The organism is Paraburkholderia sp. BR13444 (assembly GCF_040948755.1).
Classification (GTDB): domain Bacteria; phylum Pseudomonadota; class Gammaproteobacteria; order Burkholderiales; family Burkholderiaceae; genus Paraburkholderia; species Paraburkholderia youngii.
The window spans coordinates 26,967-45,202 of the sequence record NZ_JBFPKM010000019.1; the positions used below are offsets into that span (position 1 = coordinate 26,967).

The window sequence follows — 18,236 nt, forward strand, 5'->3', positions numbered from 1 at the left end:
CCGCTTCACCCACCCAGCAAGCCGAACACGGCCACGCCGTTCGTCGTGCCGACATACACCTTGCCGTTCGCGATCATCGGTGTGATGAACTTGTTGCCGGTGCCGAATTGATCGCGCGTGCCCATCTGGTTGCTGTTGTAAAGCTCGTTGAGCGTGACCGGGTCGAACGCATGCAGTGCCGCGACGTTGCCGTTTTCGGCGGCCCATACGATGCCATTCGTCGTGCCATTCGCCGAGATGCTCGGCGTCGTGCCGGGATAGGCGAACGTCATCGCGCTTTGCGCGGTCGGGGTGATCGACAGCTTCGCATTGGTCACGGTGAATGCCTTCAGATGATCGCCGACCGAGCCGAAATACACGCGCCCGTTGAAATAGGCGGGCATGCCGAACTCGCCTCCGGCCAGCTGCGCGGGAATCTCCTGATAGATGTTGTCGGTCGTCGGGTTGAACTTGCCCATCGAATCGCGATTCAGCACGTAGATGGTGCTGTCCTTGCCCGCGCCGAGCGTCAGATGCTGCACGACGCCGTTCCCGTCGGTCAGATCCGGCAGCACCAGTGCGCCGCCGGAGCCGAGGTCGATGTCGTCGTTGGACTCCTGCACGAGGTTCGTCATCGCGAAGTAGTCCGCGACCGACAGGCCGCCCGACGTGCGTAGCTTCAGGAACGTATTGCCGAAGTCGTTGTTGGCCGGAAAGCCGCTCGAGGTCATCGTCGTTTCGAAGGTGCCGTTCGCATCGAGCAGATAGATCGACGAGCCGTCCGACGCCGGTCCCGCGCCACTCATCCAGATCGCGCCGCCGATGCCGTTAGGCGTCACGTTGAGCACGGTGGTCTGCTGCAACGTGTCGGCGCCGTAGCCCATGATCCAGCCGGTATAGCCGCCGTGGTCGCAGTGCGAGGTCCATGATGTGTAAAGCGTGCTGCCGAGCAATAGCAGCCCCGCGCGCTCCGCGTACAACGACGTGGTGAACGGCAGGACGCCGTTCGTATTGCCCGCGCCAGTGCCCGGGTAAGAGGCGACGGCGACTTCGGTGGGACCGTTCAGCAGTTCGGCGCCGGTCGCGAGGTCGAGCGCGTGAATGCGATGATGGTAGCCGCCGGCCGCGTCTTTCGACATCGCGACGACATAGATCGTGCCGTGCGTGCCGCGCGAACGGTCGATCACCGGTGTCGAGGTGATGCCGATCGTGTTCACGATCTGGCTGCAGCCGAGATCGTCGCTCGGAGTTTCGCCGCTGCCGAGTGTGCGCACCTGCCACAGGGTCGCGCCGGTGTCGGCATCGAATGCGTACACGGTGTCGTTCTCGGTCGCGACGTACAGCACGTTGTGCGTGCCGCCTGCGATCGCCAGCGAAGCGATGAATAGCGGCTGCGCGTCGACCTTGCCGTCGACACTAAAGAAGCCGACCTTGCCGAACTTCGCGGCCGTCACGTTGGCGGGCGTCAGCGTGGTTTCGCCGAGGTTCTGGCCGGTGCGCGCAATGTCGTTGTGATATGTGAGCACGTCCTGCACGGCTGCCGTCGATGTACCGCCCATCGACGTGCCCGAGGTGCCGGTGCTACCGGTGCCGGTGCCGCCGCTCGTGGTGCCACCGGTGGTGGTGGTGCTGCCGCCGCTTGCCGCGGCTGGGGTCGATGCGCCGGATGAGGCGCTGCCGCCGGCGCTCGTGCCCGTCGGGGCACTGCTGTTTCCGCCTCCGCCGCCTCCACAGTTTGCGGCGACGATCGCGGCTACCGCGATCGCCGTGCCCAACAGGCTGGCACGGAGCAACAAGCGCATCGAGACCATGGCGGACTCCCCGTTGCTTGCGGTGGCACCACCAAATATGGGCCGTGTCGAGTGCCCGCGCAACGTGGGTTGAAGATTATCACCCGGCGTATAGATCGTAAAAGCCAGCAACTAGCGTCTAGTCGTCAACTCGCCGCCCGCAGCGCGATCCGCCGACGCTCCCACCACGCCGTCACCAGAAACGCGAGCGCCGCGCACAACAGCACGCCGATCACCGCATCGTGGCCGACCGTTTTCATCAACGCGCCGGCGACGAGCGGGCCGCCGAAGCTCGCCGCGCTCCACGACGCGCCGACCAGCGAACTCGCCGACACCAGCGCGACACCGCGAAAGCGCTCGCCGCAGGCCACCAGCGACAGCGTGTAGATCGCGCCCGCGGCCGCGCCGAGCAAGTACAACAGCGGCCAGCGCAGCCACGGCGAGCCGACTGCCCACGGCAGCAGCGGCAACAACGCGACGACCACGATGCCGCAGCCGATATGCACCCGTTCGCGACCGAGCCGGTCGGCGAGCCAGCCGATCGGAAACTGCATCGTCGTGTCCCCGAGCAACAGCGCGGACGCGAACAGCACGGCCACTTCGCTCGAAATGCCATGCGACATCGCGAACAGTGGCAGCAGCGATAGCGCGATCGTGTCGAACAGAGCGAAGAAGCCGGTGCCGATCACGAGCGCGGGCATGCGCGGCAGTACGCGACGCCAGCCGCCATGCTCGGCGTGTTCTTCGCTCGATGCATGCGGCGTGGCGCGGATCGCCGCGAGCAGCGGCAGCGCGAGCAGGAAAATCGCGCCGCACAGCAGAAAGCGTCCCTGCGTGAAGCCCGCGATCTGGCTCACCAGCACCGGCCCCGACATCTGGAACAGCGTGAAGTTGGTCGCGTAGATCGCGATCACGCGGCCGCGCGACGCATCGTCGGCGAGCTGGTTGACCCACGCTTCGCCGATCGTGAACAGCAGCATCAGCGCCGCGCCGCACAGCACGCGCAGCAGCGCCCATAGCCACAGGTTCGCGGTGAGCTGCATCAGCGCGGTCGCGCAGGCCACCACCAGCACCGCGCCGACGATCACCTGACGGCCGCCGAAGCGCGCCGCGATCCAGCCGGCGAGCGGCACCACGGCGAGACCGCCGCCCGCCTGCGCGGCGGTCAACAGGCCGACCACGTCGGTGCCGTAACCGGCTTGAGCGAGCGCGAGGGCGGTGAGGGGAAGGGTGGCGCCGCTGCCGAGTCCGACGACGGCGACGCTCAGGATCAGCGCGAGGAAATCGCGGGTGAGGATGACTTTCATCGGCGGGGATGCTACTACGCGTGCGGGGGGGCGCGCGATCTTCATCCCATCTCGGCGGATTTGCCGCGTCGCGGCGGTATCGTCAGACTGCTCAGACGGATTTGCGTGAGACGCTCGTCGTCATCGACGCCGATCGCGAGCGTTGGCGCAATACCGTACCAGTGAGACACGTTACCCCACGACAGATAAAGGGTGCCGTCGCGAGGCTCGTAAAAGACCTCCGGCGCGCCCATGTCGTCTGCATGTCCGTGGGCGTCGAATTCTGACTCGATGTGTGGAGTTTCGTCGCTTGGCTCTGCCAGTTCGGACGTGCGGACGGCCCATCGCTCAGGATTGGTGTAAAAGTCCAATCCGGTCAATCGGTGATGCTGGTCGACAAGCATCGATAAGGTGCCCGCCGTGAGGACATAACGGGGCGCGCCAATGCCGAAGCGTGCATCTAGCAAGTCGCTGAGATTGTTTTGCGGGTCCGGCGGCGCAGCCAAAGGCGGATATGTGACCTCACAGGTCAGCGTAGAGCTTTGTTCATCCCACCGCATGACGGCGGAAACGCCGGTGGCAGGGGTAGTCGTGTAGACGGTGGGATGCTTCATCGAAGAGGTTTATAGGCAAAGTGCAGAATGGTGTGATCGCTTTCTCGAACCACGACTTCGGTCGGCAAGCTTACCCCGCCACCGCCACCCGCCGCTCGATCGACACCGACCACAACGTCAGCAACAGCGCACCCAGCGCGGTCGCGACGCCGACCCACGGCAGCGTCGTCAGCGGCGCGCCAGCGCCGATCGCCATGCCGCCGAGCCACGCACCGGTCGCGTTGCCGAGGTTGAACGCGCCCTGATTCAGCGTCGACGCAAGATTCGGCGCATGACTCGCGCGATCGACGATCAGCATCTGCAGCGGCGGCACGATCGCGAATGCGAGCACACCCCACACGAACACGGTCAGCATCGCCGGAATGCGCGCGTGCATCGTGCCCGCGAACACGCACAGAATCACGACGATCGCCATCAGGAACGCGACCAGCGACGGCATCAGCCGCCAGTCCGCGAGCTTGCCGCCGAGCGTGCTGCCGACCGTCAGACCGAGGCCGAACAGCAGCAGCACCAGCGTGACCGCGTGCGGCGTGAAGCCGGTCACGTCCTCGAGAATCGGCGTGATGTAGGTAAAGGTCGAAAACAGGCTCGCCGACGCAAGCACGCTGATGCCGAGCACCATCAGCACCTGCGGGTTCTTCAGCACGCTGAACTCCCGCACGAGGCTCGCCTTGTGCATCTCGATCTTCGCGGGCAGGCACACCGCGAGCGCGGCCGCCGCCAGCACACCGATGCCGGTCACGGCCCAGAATGTGGCGCGCCAGCCGACCGCCTGGCCGAGCGCGGTGCCGAGCGGCACGCCGAGCACATTGGCGAGCGTGAGGCCGGTGAACATCAGCGCGATCGCCTGCGCGCGGCGATTCGGCGCGACGAGGCCTGCCGCGACCACCGAGCCGATGCCGAAAAACGCGCCGTGGCAGAACGCGGTGACCATGCGCGCGGCCATCAGCACCGCGTAACCCGGCGCGATCGCGCACAGCAGATTGCCGACGATGAACACCCCGATCAGGCTCATCAGCGCCTTCTTGCGCGGCATGTTGGCGACCGCGATCGCGACGATCGGCGCACCGATCGTCACGCCGAGCGCATACGCGGACACCAGCATGCCTGCCGCCGGAATCGACACGGACAGATCGCGCGCGACGTCGGGCAACAGCCCCATGATGACGAACTCGGTGGTACCGATTCCAAACGCGGCAACGGCAAGGGCAAGCAGAGGCAAAGGCATGGCGATGATGGGGGTGTGGCGCGTGAAGCGGCGCGAAAAACAGGCGCCGGGCGGGCGTTTCCGAAGGCGGAAACGCTGTTGCCGGATAGGGGAAAGCAGTAGGGGATTCTACCTAAGTCAAATCTGCCTTGCAGGCCGTCAGGGCGGCTGTTGTTTTTATGGAAAGCGGCGCTCAGTGTCGCGCCAGGTTGCGCTGCAGCGCCGCGCAGCCCGCATCCACCAGCATTTCGACCACGGTTGCGCGCTCGTCGGGCTTGAAGTCGCTGATCCAGATCACGCGGCAACGCGTGGGCGTCTCGGCGACGACCTGCAACGTCGAGTGATGATGCTCGAAGCGTCCGCCGCCCACCGAGTAGGCGAGGCGCAGGTGCGCATCGTCGACGGCGATCACGCGTTCCTCGACCACGGTGCCGTCGGCGAACGTGACCCAGCGCAGTTCTCCTTCCATGCGCGCCTCGGTCAGCACGCCCGCGAACGCGCGGGCGACGTCGGCGGGATCGCGCAGCGCGGCCCATGCATCGGCCGCGGCGGTTTCCACGGCGATTTCCCGGTAGATCGTAGCCATCGCAGTTCCTCTCTTCGATTCAGGTAAGCATGTCTCAACGATTGGGCGGCGCCGGCTGATCCGCGTCGAACCTGTCGCCATGACGGCCCGCGCCCGACGCAAAGCGCGCCGCGCCCGCCACGCCCTCGGCGAAGACCGCCGCGTAGCCGCCCGCGCCTTCGCGCCGCAACGCCTCGGTGAGATCTTCAAGCGTGCTGTTCTCGAGCACGGAGCGGCGATCGGCGAGCAGCGCCGCCTGCGGAAACGCCGCGAGCTCCGCGGCCAGTTGCTCGGCGGCCGCGCGCGCTTCGCCCTTCGGCACCACGCGATTGGCGAGCCCGAACGCGAGGGCCTCGCGCGCATCGACCGCGCGGCCGGTCAGGATCAGATCGAGCGCGCGCGACAAACCGATCAGCCGCGGCAGCCGGATCGTGCCGCCGTCGATCAGCGGAATGCCGACGCGCCGGCAGAACACGCCAAGCACCGCGTCTTCCTCGACGACGCGCAGATCGCACATCGCGGCAAGCTCGAGTCCACCCGCGACCGCGTAGCCGGCGATCGCGGCGATCACCGGCTTGCTGAAGCGTGTGCGTGTCGGTCCCATCGGACCCGGGCCGCTGCCGTCGGCGTGCAGTTCGTTGCGGCGCGTGTCGTCGGTGAGCGCGCTCAGGTCGGCGCCCGCGCAAAACGTGCCACCCGCGCCGAACAGCACGGCCGCGCGCCATGCGGGCTCGGCCTCGAAGCGGCTGAACGCGGCGCTCAATGCGTCGGCCACCTGCCGGTCGACCGCGTTGCGCCGCGCGGGCCTGTCCAGCACGATCGTCGCGACGCCGTTGACGTCATGCGATTCGATTCGCACGTGGCTATTGAAATGTTCGGTGGTTATCATCGTTATGTATACCTGAAGGGTATCTGAAGCGCCGTATTCGCCTGCTCATCAGGCGGTGTCGCCAACCGCTCATGCAGCGCAATTAATCCGGTAGGCCGTCATGTTTTCGTCACATCCAGCTCGTAGCGTGAGCGCTCTATTAATGCGCTGGCGTCCTGCCGTCAGCTTGCCGAGTGTGCCTTTGTCCCTGCCTTTGCCCAATTCATCCCCGGCCTCCGCACCGACCAGCGCCGAAACGGTCTGGATCGTGCCGTTGCGCGAGCATTCGTGGTACGACCATGTGCGTCTGAAGCGCGTCTTCGTGACCGACAGCACGCGTCACCAGGTGGTGCTCGTCGATCTGCGCAAGCTGCTCGTGTGCGCGAATCGCGATAACACCGATTACGTGCTGAAGCCGGTCGCCGAATGGCACGCGGGCAAGGTCCGCGGCATTCGCGAGTTTCTCGATCCCGACAGCGCGCGCATTCCGCAGATGCCCTACGTGACGATCTCCACGCGACGCGCGCCGGGACTGCTCGGCTGGATCGGCATCGAGCGCGAGGGGGTGGTGGCGTTTCGCAACGGCCAGCATCGCGCGCGCTATCTGGCCGAGGCGGGCGCGCGCTGGTGTCCGGTCGAAGTGCACGAGCGCGAGGCGGCATTGCTGCGTGAGCTGTGCGGCGCGGCCGATGACGCCCGCACCGAGATTCGCGCGACCCAACTGGGCGACAGCGACGTCTGACTTTCGCGGTCCTCGGCAACTCGCATAGGCCCCGGTTGTCACCGCTACCCCGCCTGCACGAGGTTGCGCGGCGTGCCCGCCTGCCACGCCGCGATGTTCGCGAGCGTGGTCTGCGCGATCTCGGTCATCGCCTCGCGCGTGAAGAACGCCTGGTGCGCGGTGACGATCACGTTCGGGAACATCAACAGACGCGCGAGCACGTCATCCTGCAGCGGCAGATTCGAATGATCCTCGAAGAAGATGCCGCCTTCTTCCTCGTACACATCGAGCCCGAGATGGCCTAGCTGGCCGTCCTTCAACGCGCCGATCAGGGCGTTCGCCTCGACGAGCCCGCCGCGCCCGGTGTTGATCAGCATCGCGCCGCGCTTCATCTTCGCGAGCGCGGCGCGGTTGATCAGATGATAGGTGTCGGGCAGCAGCGGGCAATGCAGACTGACGATGTCCGATTCGGCGAGCAAGGTATCGAGCGGCACGTAGCGCGCGCCGAGCGCGATCAGTTCGTCGGCGTGCGGCCCCGGGTCGTAGGCGAGCACCTGCATGCCGAAACCCGCCATGATGCGCCCGAATACCCGGCCGATGATGCCGGTGCCGATCACGCCGACCGTCTTGCCGTGCAGGTCGAAGCCGAGCAGCCCATGCAGCGAGAAGTCGCCTTCGCGCGTGCGCGCGACAGCGCGCGGCAGGCGCCGGTTCAGCGCGAGAATCAGCCCGACCGCATGTTCGGCGACCGCATACGGCGAATAGGCCGGCACGCGCGCGACCGGCAGGCCGAGCCGCTCGGCCGCCGCGAGGTCGACGTGATTGAAGCCTGCCGAGCGCAGCGCGATCATGCGCGTGCCGCCCGCATGAAGCCGTTCGAGCGTGGCGGCGTCGACGTTGTCGTTGACGAACGGGCAGACCACGTCGTAGCCATGCGCGAGGATCGCGGTCTCGCTGTCGAGTGGGGATTCCTGGAAATGCAGTTCATAGCCATGCGCGACATTGGCTTCGGTGAAAGTATCGACGTCGTATTGACGACTGCTGAACAGGATCGTGCGCATATGAGGCTCCGAAGAAGCGTGCTTTAGACGTGATTTGCGAAGTCGGTTTTTCGTAAATGACATTGACAGGGGTGCCGAACTGCAATATCAAATAACGAGCATTCCGAACAAAGCATGTACAAACATGCGGCGAGAAACTAGCCAAACAGCAGATTATCTTTTCACGATGTTAGGCGACTTCGCGATGAAAGAGTAACTGTCGGGCGTTCGGGAAATCGTTTCACCGCCGGCATTGCCAGGCGGTGCGTTCGTCCAGGCGCGCCGGTGCCCGCTGTGCGGCGCTTCCGGCATCCATTGCGTGGTTCTCCTGTCATCGCAGCGTTCTTTGAGGTGTCGTGCATCGCGCCCGTTGCCCGCGCGACGTCACCATCGCGTCACCTTCGTCAGACGGTTTGATTCGGTTTTCAAACGGTTGGTGTTCCGTTTTTCGTTAATCAACTGTAAATCGGCGAGCCAACATGATTGGTGAATTGCTGAGATCGCAACCCGAAATCGCACTATTCGCATGTCTCGCCATTGGCTATTTCATTGGCTCGTTTCATATCGGACCGATTCAGCTCGGCGGCGTGTGCGGCACGCTGATCGTCGCGCTCGTGCTCGGGCAGAGCGGTGCGCGCATCGCGCCCGACCTGAAGAACATCGCGTTCGCGCTGTTCATCTTCGCGCTCGGCTTCACCGGCGGGCCGCAGTTCTTCGCGAACATCGGGCGCGGCTGGCGCTATGGGCTGCTGTCGCTGATCGAAATCGTCTCGGTGCTGGTGCTGATCATGATCGCGGTCAGCGTGCTGCGGCTCGACGTCGGCACCGCGTCTGGACTGCTCGCGGGCGCGGCGACCGAGTCGGCGGTGATCGGCACCGCGTCCGAGGCGATCGCGAAGCTCGGTCTCGGCGACGCGGCAACCCAGCGTCTGCAGGCCAATATCGTGACCGCTTACAGCGTCAGCTACCTGTTCGGCCTGGTCACGATCGTGCTGTTTACGAGCCAGTTCGCGCCGCTGCTGCTGCGCGTCAATCTGCGCGAAGAAGCCGAGCGCGTGTGGCGCAAGCTCGGCGGCGAGGGCGCGTTCAGCGAAGGACAGAGCGCGGCCGCGCCGGCGCTCGTCGGCCGCGCGTTTCGAATCGGCAAAGCCGCCGGCATCACGGTGCGCGCGCTCGAGGAGCAATACGGCTACAACCTGACCGTCGAGCAGATCGAGCGCCACGGCGCGGACCTGCCGGTCGCCATGGAGACGCGGCTCGCGGCCGGCGATGTCGTGCTCGTCGCCGGACGGCGCGCGGCGGTCGTCGCGGCGTCGGCTGGCCTCGGTGAAGAGGTGCTGGGCGCCGATTTCGGCCAGGTGTTCGCGCAACGGCTCAACGTGGTGCTGACGCGGGCCGACGTCGATGGGATGACGGTCGCGCAACTGCGCGCGCAGGCCAAGCCGGAAAACGCGCGCGGCGTTTATATCGCCGCGATCACGCGGCTCGAATCGACGATTCCCGCGCTGCCCGGCACCGATCTGCATCGCGGCGACGTGCTGACGCTGGTCGGCGCGAAAGCCGACGTCGAACGTGGCGCGAAGCGGCTCGGCTATGTATTGCCGCCGACCGAAAAGACCGACTTCGTCTATCTCGGCCTCGGTGTGCTGGTCGGTATGGCGATCGGGCGGCTCGGCGGCACGATCGGCGGCGTGACGCTCGCGCTCGGCACAGGCGGCGGCTGTCTGCTGTCGGGGCTGCTGTTCGGCTGGGTCCGCTCGCGCCATCCGCTGGTCGGCTCGCTGCCGTCGGCGGCCGCGCAGATCCTCAAGGACTTCGGACTCGCGACGTTCATCGCCGCGGTCGGGCTGTCGGCCGGTCCCGACGCGATCAAGCTCGTGCGCGAGTACGGGCTCGCGCTGCCGCTCGCCGGGATCCTGATGGTGCTGGTGCCGGGCCTGCTGTCGCTATGGGTCGGCCATGCGCTGTTGAAGCTCGAAGCGCCGATGCTGCTCGGCGCGATCGCGGGCCAGCAGTGCAGCACGCCGGCCATCAGCGCGCTCGTCGGCGTGGCCGGCAATTCGACGCCGGTGATCGGCTACACGATCACCTATGCGCTCTCCAACATCCTGTTGCCTTTGATGGGGCCCGTGGTGGTGGGCCTTGCCGGCAAGCTCGGCTAGCCGGACTTGCCGAAGCCGCATGCCGCACGGCGTTTCGCACTTCGCGGCAAATCAGGCGCTCGCGCGGCACAGGCGCGCGCCGTATACCCGTGCCGGGTATCGCCAACGAACCCGACAACAACTCAGCGAGGGCGCGATGGACTGGCTACACAACATCTTTCACAAGTCACCGGAGATGGCGCTGTTCCTGTCGCTCGCGGTCGGCTATTTCATCGGGCAGATCAACTTCGGCAAGTTCCAGCTCGGCGGCGTGGGCGGCTCGCTGCTCGCGGCGGTCGTGATCAGCCAGGCGGGCGTGACGGTCGACAACGGCGTGAAGGCGGTGATGTTCGCGGTGTTCATCTACGCGGTCGGCTACGACTCCGGGCCCGGCTTCTTCAACTCGCTGAACCGCAAGACGCTGCGCGAGATCGCGATGGCCGTGTTTCTCGCGGTCACCGCGCTGATCACGGTGGTCGTGTGCGCGAAGCTGTTCCATCTGAACAAGGGGCTCGCGGCCGGACTCGCGGGCGGCGCGCTCACGCAGTCGGCGATCATCGGCACCGCGGGCGACGCGATCGCGCGGCTCGGCCTGCCCGCCGATCAGGTCAGATCGCTGCAATCGGATGTCGCGATCGCGTACGCGGTCACCTACGTGTTCGGTTCGCTCGGCGCGATCATCGTGTGCGTGAACATCCTGCCGAAGTTCATGGGCCAGGGCTTGCGCGAAGCGTCGATCGAGGCGGAGCGCGAGCTGTCGTCGGGCGCGCCGACGCGCGGACCGGGGCAGGTGGCGGCGCTGCCCGAACTGGTCGGGCGCGCATACCGGATCGACTTCAGCGCCGGCAAGAGCGTGCAGGCGGTCGAGTCGCTGCACGGCGAAGGTCTGACGATCGAGCGCGTCAAGCGCGGTAACCAGCAGATCGAGCCGAAGCCCGACTTCGTGCTGCAACCCGACGACATCGTGCTCGTCGTGGGCCGCCGCGAGGCGGTCGTCGCGTTCGGCGCGAAAGGCAACGAGGTCGGCGACGCCGAGGACATCGGCGTCGTGATGCAGACGCGCGAAGGCGTGTTCACGCGCAAGGGCATGAATCACACGACGATCGCGGCCGCGCGCCAGATGATCGATCGCGACATGCGGCACGGCGTCTACGTGCAGAGCATCACGCGCGTCGGGCAGCCGCTGCCGGTGTTGCCCGAAACCGAGCTGCAGCACGGCGACGTGATCACCTTCTACGGCTCGCCGAAAGATACCAAGCGCGCGGTCGAAGCTGCCGGCTACGAGCTGCCGTACAGCAACAAGACCGATTTCATCTACATGGGCGTCGGCCTCGTGATCGGTCTGCTGATCGGGCTGATCGTCGTCAACGTGGGCGGCGTGCCGCTCACGCTCGGCTCGGGCGGCGGCTGTCTGCTGGCGGGCCTGCTGTTCGGCTGGATGCGCGGCAAGCATCCGATGTACGGCGTGATGCCATCGGCCGCCTCGCAATTGCTGAAGGACTTCGGGCTCGCCGCGTTCGTCGCGGTGGTCGGCCTGAACTCGGGCCTGCAGGCGGTCGTCACGGTCAAGCAAAGCGGCGTGACCATCTTCCTGCTCGGCGTGTTCGTCACGCTGTTTCCGCTGCTGCTGACGATGCTGTTCGGCCGTTACGTGCTGCGCTACAACAACGCGGCGATTCTGGCCGGCGCGCTGTCCGGCTCGCGCAGCGCCAACCCGGCGTTCGGCGGCGTGCTCGATAAGGCCGAAAGCGCGGTGCCGACCGTGCCGTTCGCGATCACCTATGCGATCGCGAACGTCGCGCTGACACTGCTCGGGCCGCTGGTGGTCGGGCTCGTGTAGCGCGCTCACCCGACGTTGATCGCACGGTTATCGAACGCCGCTGCGTATCGATCCCTGTAGCCGGCCGCAACCGGGACCCCTCGCCACGCCGGCGTGTTTCACCTCTTCACTGGAGAACGCATCATGGCTAAAGAGAAGGGCGATAAGAAACGCTCGGGCGTGGACGCGGGTCTTGCCGCGCTGAGCCCGTTCGAACTGAAGGACGAACTGATCAAGGCCGCCGGCGGCGGCGCGGTCGAGCGGGCCGCCAACATCGCGATGCTCAACGCCGGCCGTGGCAACCCGAACTTTCTTGCGACGATCCCTCGCCACGGCTTCTGGCAGCTCGGCCTGTTCGCGATGCGCGAGTCCGAGCGCTCGTTCGCGTACATGCCCGAAGGCGTCGGCGGTTTTCCGCGCCGCGACGGACTCGCGGAGCGTTTCGATCTGTTCATACGCGAGAACCGCGGCGTGCCCGGCATCGACTTTCTGCGCGGCGCGGTGTCGTACGTGCGCGATCAGCTCGGGCTGTCCGGCACCGACTTTCTGTATGAGATGTGCGAGGGCATTCTCGCGTCGAACTACCCGGTACCCGACCGCATGCTGAAGCTGTCGGAAATCATCGTCGGCCAGTATCTGCGTCGCGAGATGATCGGCAGGCATCCGTTCATCGGCGAGTTCGACATCTTCGCCGTAGAAGGCGGTACCGCGGCGATGACCTACATCTTCAACACGATGCGCGAGAACCATCTGATCAAGGCGGGCGACTCGATCGCGCTCGGCATGCCGATCTTTACGCCCTACATCGAGATCCCGGCGCTGAACGACTATCAGCTGAAAGTCGTGCATATCAATGCCGACGTCGCGCACGGCTGGCAGTACTCGAAGCAGGAGCTCGACAAGCTGCGCGATCCGAAAGTGAAGGCGTTCTTCCTCGTGAATCCGAGCAATCCGCCGTCGGTGAAGATCGACGACGCGAGCCTCGAGCACGTCGCGGACATCGTCAAGGAACGTCCCGATCTGATCCTGCTGACCGACGACGTGTACGGCACGTTCGCCGACAACTTCGTGTCGCTGTTCGCGCTCGCGCCGAAGAACACGATCCTCGTCTACTCGTACTCGAAGTATTTCGGCGCGACCGGCTGGCGTCTCGGTGCGGTGGCCACGCATCGCGACAACGTGCTCGACAAGCTGATCGGCAAACTGCCGGCCGACGTGAAGAAGGAGCTGCATCGTCGCTACGAGTCGATCACGACCGAGCCCGACAAGCTGAAGTTCATCGACCGGCTCGTGGCCGACAGCCGCACCGTCGCGCTCAATCACACGGCCGGGTTGTCGACGCCGCAGCAGGTGCAGATGGTGCTGTTCTCGCTGTTCTCCTTGATGGACACGCCCGACGCGTACAAGAACGCGCTGAAGCGCCTGATCCGCAAGCGCAAGCAGGCGCTGTACGAGGAAGTGGGCATCGCGTTCGAGGACGACGATCCGAACCAGGTCGACTACTACACGATCGTCGACATCGAATTCCTCGGTGAAAGAGCCTACGGGCGCGAGTTCGTCGACTGGCTGCTGAAGAACACCGAGCCGTCCGAGCTGCTGTTCCGGCTCGCGCGCGAGGCGCGCGTGGTGCTGCTGCCGGGCCGCGGCTTCGGCACCCAGCACCCGTCGGGGCGCGTGTCGCTCGCCAATCTGAACGAGTCCGACTATCGCAAGATCGGTCGGGCGATGCGCAGGCTGATCGAGGAGTATGTCGAGCGCTACAACGCGGCGACCGGCAGCAAGCTAGACAAGAGCAAGGTGATGAAGTGACTGGCGAGGGTGTATCGGTCGCGCCTGGCGGCCCGCTACCCCAGCCAAAAAACTTGCGCAATCGCGCGGTTCGGTGAATGATCGGACGAACGGCCTCGAGCGGCATATCTGCGGCGAGGCCGTTCGCTCCTTTGCGCTTCACATTCACACACCGATCATGCCGACTTCAACCTCTACTACCGTTGCTTCGTCCGTCCCCTGTCCGGTTGTCGAATCGCTCGACGCCATCCTTCCCGAAGAACCGCTGCTGATGATGGGCGCCGGCCCCGTGCCGATTCCCGCCGCGGTCGCGAAGGCCAATGCGATCGTGATCAACCATCTGGGCGGCACGATGGCGAAGGTGGTGAACCAGGTGAAGACGATGGCGCGCTACGTGTTCCAGACGCAGTCGAAGTGGGTGCTCGGCGTAGCGGGACCGGGATCGGGCGCGATGGAGATGGCGATCTGCAATCTCGCGTGGGAAGGCACGCGCATGCTGTGCATCAAGAACGGCTTCTTCAGCGACCGCATGGGCGAAATGGGCCGGCGCGTCGGCGCGAAGGTGACCACGCTCGAAGTCGCGGACCGCACGGTCGCGAGTCTCGATCAGGTCGCCGACGCGCTGCGCCGCGAGCGTCCCGAGGTCGTCACGGTCGTGCAGGGCGAGACTTCGAACACCGTGTGGAATCATCATCTGAGAGACATCGTCGCGCTCGCGAAGGAAACCGGCGCGCTCGTGATCGTCGACGCCGTCTGCACGCTGAGCACGATGCCGCTCGAAATGGACAACTGGGGCATCGACGCGGTGATTACTGGCGGCCAGAAGGGCTTGTCGTCGATTCCGGGTGTGTCGCTGATCGCGTTCTCAGACGCGGCGTGGGCGCGCGTCAAAGGCCGCACGGTGCCCAACACGCACTGGTGCCTCGATGCGTCGCTGGCGGAAAACTTCTGGCACAACGCCGGCTATCACTACACTGCACCGGTGTCCGGCGTACTCGCTTTGCACGAGGCGCTGCGGCTCGTCTGCGCGGAAACGCTGGAGAAGCGTTTCGCGCGCCATCTGAAATGCTCGCTCGCGTTGCAGCAGGGCGTCACCGCGATGGGCCTGCAACTGTATGCGCCGGAGAATTGCCGGCTCAACTCGGTGATCGGCATCGAGGTGCCTGACGGCCTGAGTCCCGCCGACGTCTGCGCGCATATCTCGCGACAGCATCAGGTGGAAATCGCTGGCTCGTTCGGTTTGCCGATTGTGCGGATCGGCCAGATGGGCGAGCAGTGCCGCGAGCACAACCTGTTTCGCACCGTGCACGCGCTCGGCCGCACGATGGTCGATCTCGGCGTCAAGGTCGATCTGCCGGCGGGTGTCGCGGCGCTCGAGCGCGGATTGAGCGAAGGTAAATAAGGCATTTTGCGACGCGCTACGAATAGCATTCGCAGCGCGTATTTTTTGTGCGATCTAGCACTTTATAGTCCCATTAGAAAGTTTTTTTCCGCCATTATCGCGTTGCAATAAATTAATGCTTCGCAAGGTTTTTACATAACAAATGCATAATTGGCGAAACCCTTACGCAATAAGGCTGAGCGCCTTTCGAAAGGTTTTTTTCTGTTCTTACTTTCTTTTGCTCTTTGTGCGCCGGCGCACGTATCGAGATCAGGCGGAAACGTAAAGTAGGTCACGGCGAGCGCAGCGCAATGCGCTCGCTGCGGTAAATCGCAAGACCATGATTCGACACACGGCGCGTGCCAGGACGCGCCTGCCGCGCTCATGCATGCTTTCCGCCGAAATACAGCTTTAACGCCCAAGCGCCCCCGCGAGGCGATAACAGGGATTTCTATCCGATTCGATAGTTCGATCGCGTGGAGTCTCGAAGCATGTCTTCGAGGGCCCATGCACGTACGAAGCAAGGAAATCGACACTATGGCGAGCGCATACGACTCAGGTCAATCGGCAGGGGTTATTGTTGGAGCAGAGTTGAACGGACTGGGGGTGGCGCGATCGCTCGCGCAGGCCCGCGTTCCGGTTGTCACAGTCGATACGAGGAGCCGCGCGGCGACGTGGTGCCGACACGTTCATGCGCATCAGATAAAAAGCTTTGTTGGGAAAAGATTCGTCGACGAAATGATCGAACTCGGCAAGCGGTTCGATCGTCTGCCGGTTCTGATTCTGACCGACGAAGACGCGGTGCATGCGGTGTCGGAAAATCGGCTGGCTTTGTCGCACTGGTATCGATTCCGTTTGCCCGCCGACGACACCGTCAAGATGTTGTCGAGCAAGGCGCGCTTTCACGAATTCGCACAGAGCCACGGCTTTCCGGTACCGCGCTCGGTCGTGCTCGAAAAGCTTGCCGACATCGAACGGCTGGCCGAATTGCGCTACCCGTGCGTGCTGAAACCAGACGACAAGCGCAATGTGCTGCGTGGCGAGAAAGAACGCGCGGTGCGCGTCGACACGCTGCAGCATGCACGCGATCGCGCGATCGCGATGCTGGCGACGCCAGGCGGAATCATCGCGCAGGAGTGGATCGAAGGTCCCGACAGCAACATCCACTTCACGCTGTTCTATCGCGGCGCGGACGGCAACATGGTCAGCATGTTCACCGGCCGCAAGGTGTTGAGCTCGCCGCCGGGCATCGGCAACACCGCGATCTGCGTGGCCGCGCCCGAAGCGCGCGGGACGCTCGAACCGCTGACGCGGCGCTTCGCCGAGGCGGCCGGTTTCGACGGCATGGGCAGCATCGAGTACAAGTGGGACGACAACTACAACGAGTTCGTGATGGTCGAGCCGACGGTCGGCCGCACGGACTGGCAGGAGGAGATCGCGACGCTGTGCGGCGTCAACATTCCGCTTGCCGCGTACCGCCATGAACTCGGCCTGCCGTTGCCAGCCGAGCGCCTGAGCCGGCTACCGGTTGCGTGGCGCGCGACGTTTTCCGACCGGCCGCCGCCCGAACTGCTGAGCGAACGCACCAAAATTTTCGATGGCTATTTCCGCTGGAACGATCCGTTGCCAGCGCTGCAGCACTATGTCGTGATGAATCCGCTCCGACGCATGAAGCGCAGCTGGAAAAAAGCGATCAGGGCGCCCGAGTCGCGTCAGGCGAAAGCCTGACGCTGGCGACGAAAGCCCGTCCCCTGGAGACCAGGAATGTCTTTGACCGATACCATCATCATTGGCGCGGGGCCCTACGGGTCATCTCTTGCCGCGCATCTGAAGGCCGCCGGCGTGGATCACCAGATCCTCGGGGAACCGATGGGAGCGTGGCGAAACTACATGCCGCCCGGCATGCTGCTGCGCTCCGAAGCTTTCGCGTCGAGCATGCATGCGCCGCGCAGCGGCTTTACCGTCGAAGATTTCTGCCGCCTGAAAGGGCTGCCTTACCGGCCGCTCGGCATGGCGCTGCCGCTCGAAACCTTCGTCGAGTACGGGCTGTGGTTCCAGTCGAATCTGGTCGGCGAAATCCAGCCGGTCGACGTGCTCGCATTGCGCCGCGTCGGCGATCAGTTCCAGCTGTCGCTGAGCGACGGCCGCTCGCTCGCCGCGCGCCGGGTCGTGATCGCGCTCGGCCTGAAGGGCTTCGCGCAAACTCCGCCGGCGCTGCAGGACTTGCCGCCGCAGTATGCGTCGCATTCGGAGCTGTACGGCAACCTCGAGTGGGCGCGCGGCAAGGACATTGCGATCGTCGGCGGCGGGCAGTCGGCGCTCGGGCTGTCCGCGCTGCTCAACGAGCTCGGCGCACGCGCGCACGTGCTGATGCGCGAGAGCAGCGTGGTGTGGCACGAGCGGCCGCACGGCGGGCGCAACATCCTGTCGCGCATCAAGGGGCCCGACGCGGGGCTCGGGCGTGGCTGGCGGTCGCTGTTCCTGTCCGAGTTTCCCGGCGTGTTCCACATGCTCGACCCGCGACGCCGCAAGCAGATCATGGAGCACACGTATGGCGCGTCTGGCGCGTGGTGGCTGCACGATCGCGTGGTCGGCAAGGTACAGATCTCGCATCGCACCGTGGTGCGCTCCGCGGCGATCGAAAACGACCGCGTCGTGCTGAACGTGCTGACCGACGGCAAGGATGCACGCGTGAGCGCCGATCACGTGATCGCCGCGACCGGCTTCAAAACCGACATGCGCCAGCACGCGTTCCTGTCGAAAGATCTGGCCGACGCGATTTCGAATCAAGGCGGCATGCCCGACCTGAGCTCGCACTACGAAACGCGCGTGCGCGGCCTCTATGTGATCGGACCCGCGTCCGCGCATAGCTTCGGGCCCGTGATGCGCTTCGTCTATGGAACCAAGCACGCGTCGCCGACCGTGGCGCGGCACCTTATCGGCTCGTTGAAAGGGGGCTCGCGGCAACGCGCGTGGCCCGTCGCCCATGCACCCATGCCGGAGCGCTCAGGTGAATAAGACCCAAACAACGGGCGCG

14 protein-coding genes are annotated in these 18,236 nt (G+C 65.2%); 7 read left to right on the forward strand and 7 right to left on the reverse strand.

Features of this window, described 5'->3' with window-relative positions; all coding sequences use genetic code 11:
- Nucleotides 1–5 precede the first annotated feature (5 nt).
- From AB3X95_RS33720 to AB3X95_RS33745, 6 genes are all read right to left on the reverse strand, one after another.
- Nucleotides 6–1,790 (reverse strand): PQQ-binding-like beta-propeller repeat protein, encoded by a 1,785-nt coding sequence (locus tag AB3X95_RS33720; RefSeq protein ID WP_368623541.1) that lies wholly within the window; start codon nucleotides 1,788–1,790, stop codon nucleotides 6–8.
- A 125-nt stretch (nucleotides 1,791–1,915) separates the two neighbouring features.
- Complete coding sequence (locus AB3X95_RS33725) at nucleotides 1,916–3,076, reverse strand: MFS transporter (protein ID WP_368623542.1); 1,161 nt, start codon at nucleotides 3,074–3,076, stop codon at nucleotides 1,916–1,918.
- A gap of 41 nt (nucleotides 3,077–3,117) precedes the next feature.
- Complete coding sequence (locus AB3X95_RS33730; protein WP_176367647.1) at nucleotides 3,118–3,669, reverse strand: hypothetical protein; 552 nt, start codon at nucleotides 3,667–3,669, stop codon at nucleotides 3,118–3,120.
- A 70-nt stretch (nucleotides 3,670–3,739) separates the two neighbouring features.
- Nucleotides 3,740–4,897, reverse strand: coding sequence for an MFS transporter (locus AB3X95_RS33735; protein ID WP_368623543.1), 1,158 nt, complete (start codon nucleotides 4,895–4,897; stop codon nucleotides 3,740–3,742).
- A 172-nt stretch (nucleotides 4,898–5,069) separates the two neighbouring features.
- Nucleotides 5,070–5,462 carry an SRPBCC family protein gene (locus tag AB3X95_RS33740; protein ID WP_176379066.1) on the reverse strand — a complete coding sequence of 131 codons (393 nt, stop codon included), beginning with the start codon at nucleotides 5,460–5,462 and terminating at the stop codon, nucleotides 5,070–5,072.
- Nucleotides 5,463–5,496: 34 nt separating this feature from the next.
- The gene (locus tag AB3X95_RS33745; protein ID WP_368623544.1) at nucleotides 5,497–6,330 is read right to left on the reverse strand and encodes a crotonase/enoyl-CoA hydratase family protein; all 834 of its coding nucleotides are present in this window, start codon (nucleotides 6,328–6,330) and stop codon (nucleotides 5,497–5,499) included.
- 142 nt (nucleotides 6,331–6,472) lie between these two features.
- Between AB3X95_RS33745 and AB3X95_RS33750 the strand changes: the two genes are divergently transcribed.
- Nucleotides 6,473–7,051 carry a hypothetical protein gene (locus AB3X95_RS33750; RefSeq protein ID WP_176122607.1) on the forward strand — a complete coding sequence of 193 codons (579 nt, stop codon included), beginning with the start codon at nucleotides 6,473–6,475 and terminating at the stop codon, nucleotides 7,049–7,051.
- Between the two features lie 44 nt (nucleotides 7,052–7,095).
- Here AB3X95_RS33750 and AB3X95_RS33755 read toward each other — a convergent pair whose 3' ends face one another.
- Complete coding sequence (locus AB3X95_RS33755) at nucleotides 7,096–8,091, reverse strand: 2-hydroxyacid dehydrogenase (protein ID WP_176122534.1); 996 nt, start codon at nucleotides 8,089–8,091, stop codon at nucleotides 7,096–7,098.
- A gap of 458 nt (nucleotides 8,092–8,549) precedes the next feature.
- Between AB3X95_RS33755 and aspT (AB3X95_RS33760) the strand changes: the two genes are divergently transcribed.
- From aspT (AB3X95_RS33760) to AB3X95_RS33785, 6 genes are all read left to right on the forward strand, one after another.
- Nucleotides 8,550–10,232 (forward strand): aspartate-alanine antiporter, encoded by a 1,683-nt coding sequence (gene aspT, locus AB3X95_RS33760; RefSeq protein WP_368623545.1) that lies wholly within the window; start codon nucleotides 8,550–8,552, stop codon nucleotides 10,230–10,232.
- Nucleotides 10,233–10,368: 136 nt separating this feature from the next.
- Nucleotides 10,369–12,051 (forward strand): aspartate-alanine antiporter, encoded by a 1,683-nt coding sequence (gene aspT / locus AB3X95_RS33765; RefSeq protein WP_176122536.1) that lies wholly within the window; start codon nucleotides 10,369–10,371, stop codon nucleotides 12,049–12,051.
- A gap of 123 nt (nucleotides 12,052–12,174) precedes the next feature.
- Nucleotides 12,175–13,839 carry a bifunctional aspartate transaminase/aspartate 4-decarboxylase gene (locus AB3X95_RS33770; protein ID WP_368623546.1) on the forward strand — a complete coding sequence of 555 codons (1,665 nt, stop codon included), beginning with the start codon at nucleotides 12,175–12,177 and terminating at the stop codon, nucleotides 13,837–13,839.
- A 157-nt stretch (nucleotides 13,840–13,996) separates the two neighbouring features.
- Nucleotides 13,997–15,220 (forward strand): alanine--glyoxylate aminotransferase family protein, encoded by a 1,224-nt coding sequence (locus AB3X95_RS33775; RefSeq protein WP_176122538.1) that lies wholly within the window; start codon nucleotides 13,997–13,999, stop codon nucleotides 15,218–15,220.
- Nucleotides 15,221–15,937: 717 nt separating this feature from the next.
- Complete coding sequence (locus AB3X95_RS33780; RefSeq protein ID WP_368623547.1) at nucleotides 15,938–16,927, forward strand: carboxylate--amine ligase; 990 nt, start codon at nucleotides 15,938–15,940, stop codon at nucleotides 16,925–16,927.
- Nucleotides 16,928–16,963: 36 nt separating this feature from the next.
- Complete coding sequence (locus AB3X95_RS33785; protein WP_368623548.1) at nucleotides 16,964–18,217, forward strand: FAD-dependent oxidoreductase; 1,254 nt, start codon at nucleotides 16,964–16,966, stop codon at nucleotides 18,215–18,217.
- Nucleotides 18,218–18,236: the final 19 nt, after the last annotated feature.

Coding starts and splice junctions, on each gene's coding strand:
- AB3X95_RS33720 (WP_368623541.1), bottom strand. CDS start 1,790: ATGGTCTCGATGCGCTTGTTGCTCCGTGCCAGCCTGTTGGGCACGGCG.
- AB3X95_RS33725 (WP_368623542.1), bottom strand. CDS start 3,076: ATGAAAGTCATCCTCACCCGCGATTTCCTCGCGCTGATCCTGAGCGTC.
- AB3X95_RS33730 (WP_176367647.1), bottom strand. CDS start 3,669: ATGAAGCATCCCACCGTCTACACGACTACCCCTGCCACCGGCGTTTCC.
- AB3X95_RS33735 (WP_368623543.1), bottom strand. CDS start 4,897: ATGCCTTTGCCTCTGCTTGCCCTTGCCGTTGCCGCGTTTGGAATCGGT.
- AB3X95_RS33740 (WP_176379066.1), bottom strand. CDS start 5,462: ATGGCTACGATCTACCGGGAAATCGCCGTGGAAACCGCCGCGGCCGAT.
- AB3X95_RS33745 (WP_368623544.1), bottom strand. CDS start 6,330: ATGATAACCACCGAACATTTCAATAGCCACGTGCGAATCGAATCGCAT.
- AB3X95_RS33750 (WP_176122607.1), top strand. CDS start 6,473: ATGCGCTGGCGTCCTGCCGTCAGCTTGCCGAGTGTGCCTTTGTCCCTG.
- AB3X95_RS33755 (WP_176122534.1), bottom strand. CDS start 8,091: ATGCGCACGATCCTGTTCAGCAGTCGTCAATACGACGTCGATACTTTC.
- aspT (WP_368623545.1), top strand. CDS start 8,550: ATGATTGGTGAATTGCTGAGATCGCAACCCGAAATCGCACTATTCGCA.
- aspT (WP_176122536.1), top strand. CDS start 10,369: ATGGACTGGCTACACAACATCTTTCACAAGTCACCGGAGATGGCGCTG.
- AB3X95_RS33770 (WP_368623546.1), top strand. CDS start 12,175: ATGGCTAAAGAGAAGGGCGATAAGAAACGCTCGGGCGTGGACGCGGGT.
- AB3X95_RS33775 (WP_176122538.1), top strand. CDS start 13,997: ATGCCGACTTCAACCTCTACTACCGTTGCTTCGTCCGTCCCCTGTCCG.
- AB3X95_RS33780 (WP_368623547.1), top strand. CDS start 15,938: ATGATCGAACTCGGCAAGCGGTTCGATCGTCTGCCGGTTCTGATTCTG.
- AB3X95_RS33785 (WP_368623548.1), top strand. CDS start 16,964: ATGTCTTTGACCGATACCATCATCATTGGCGCGGGGCCCTACGGGTCA.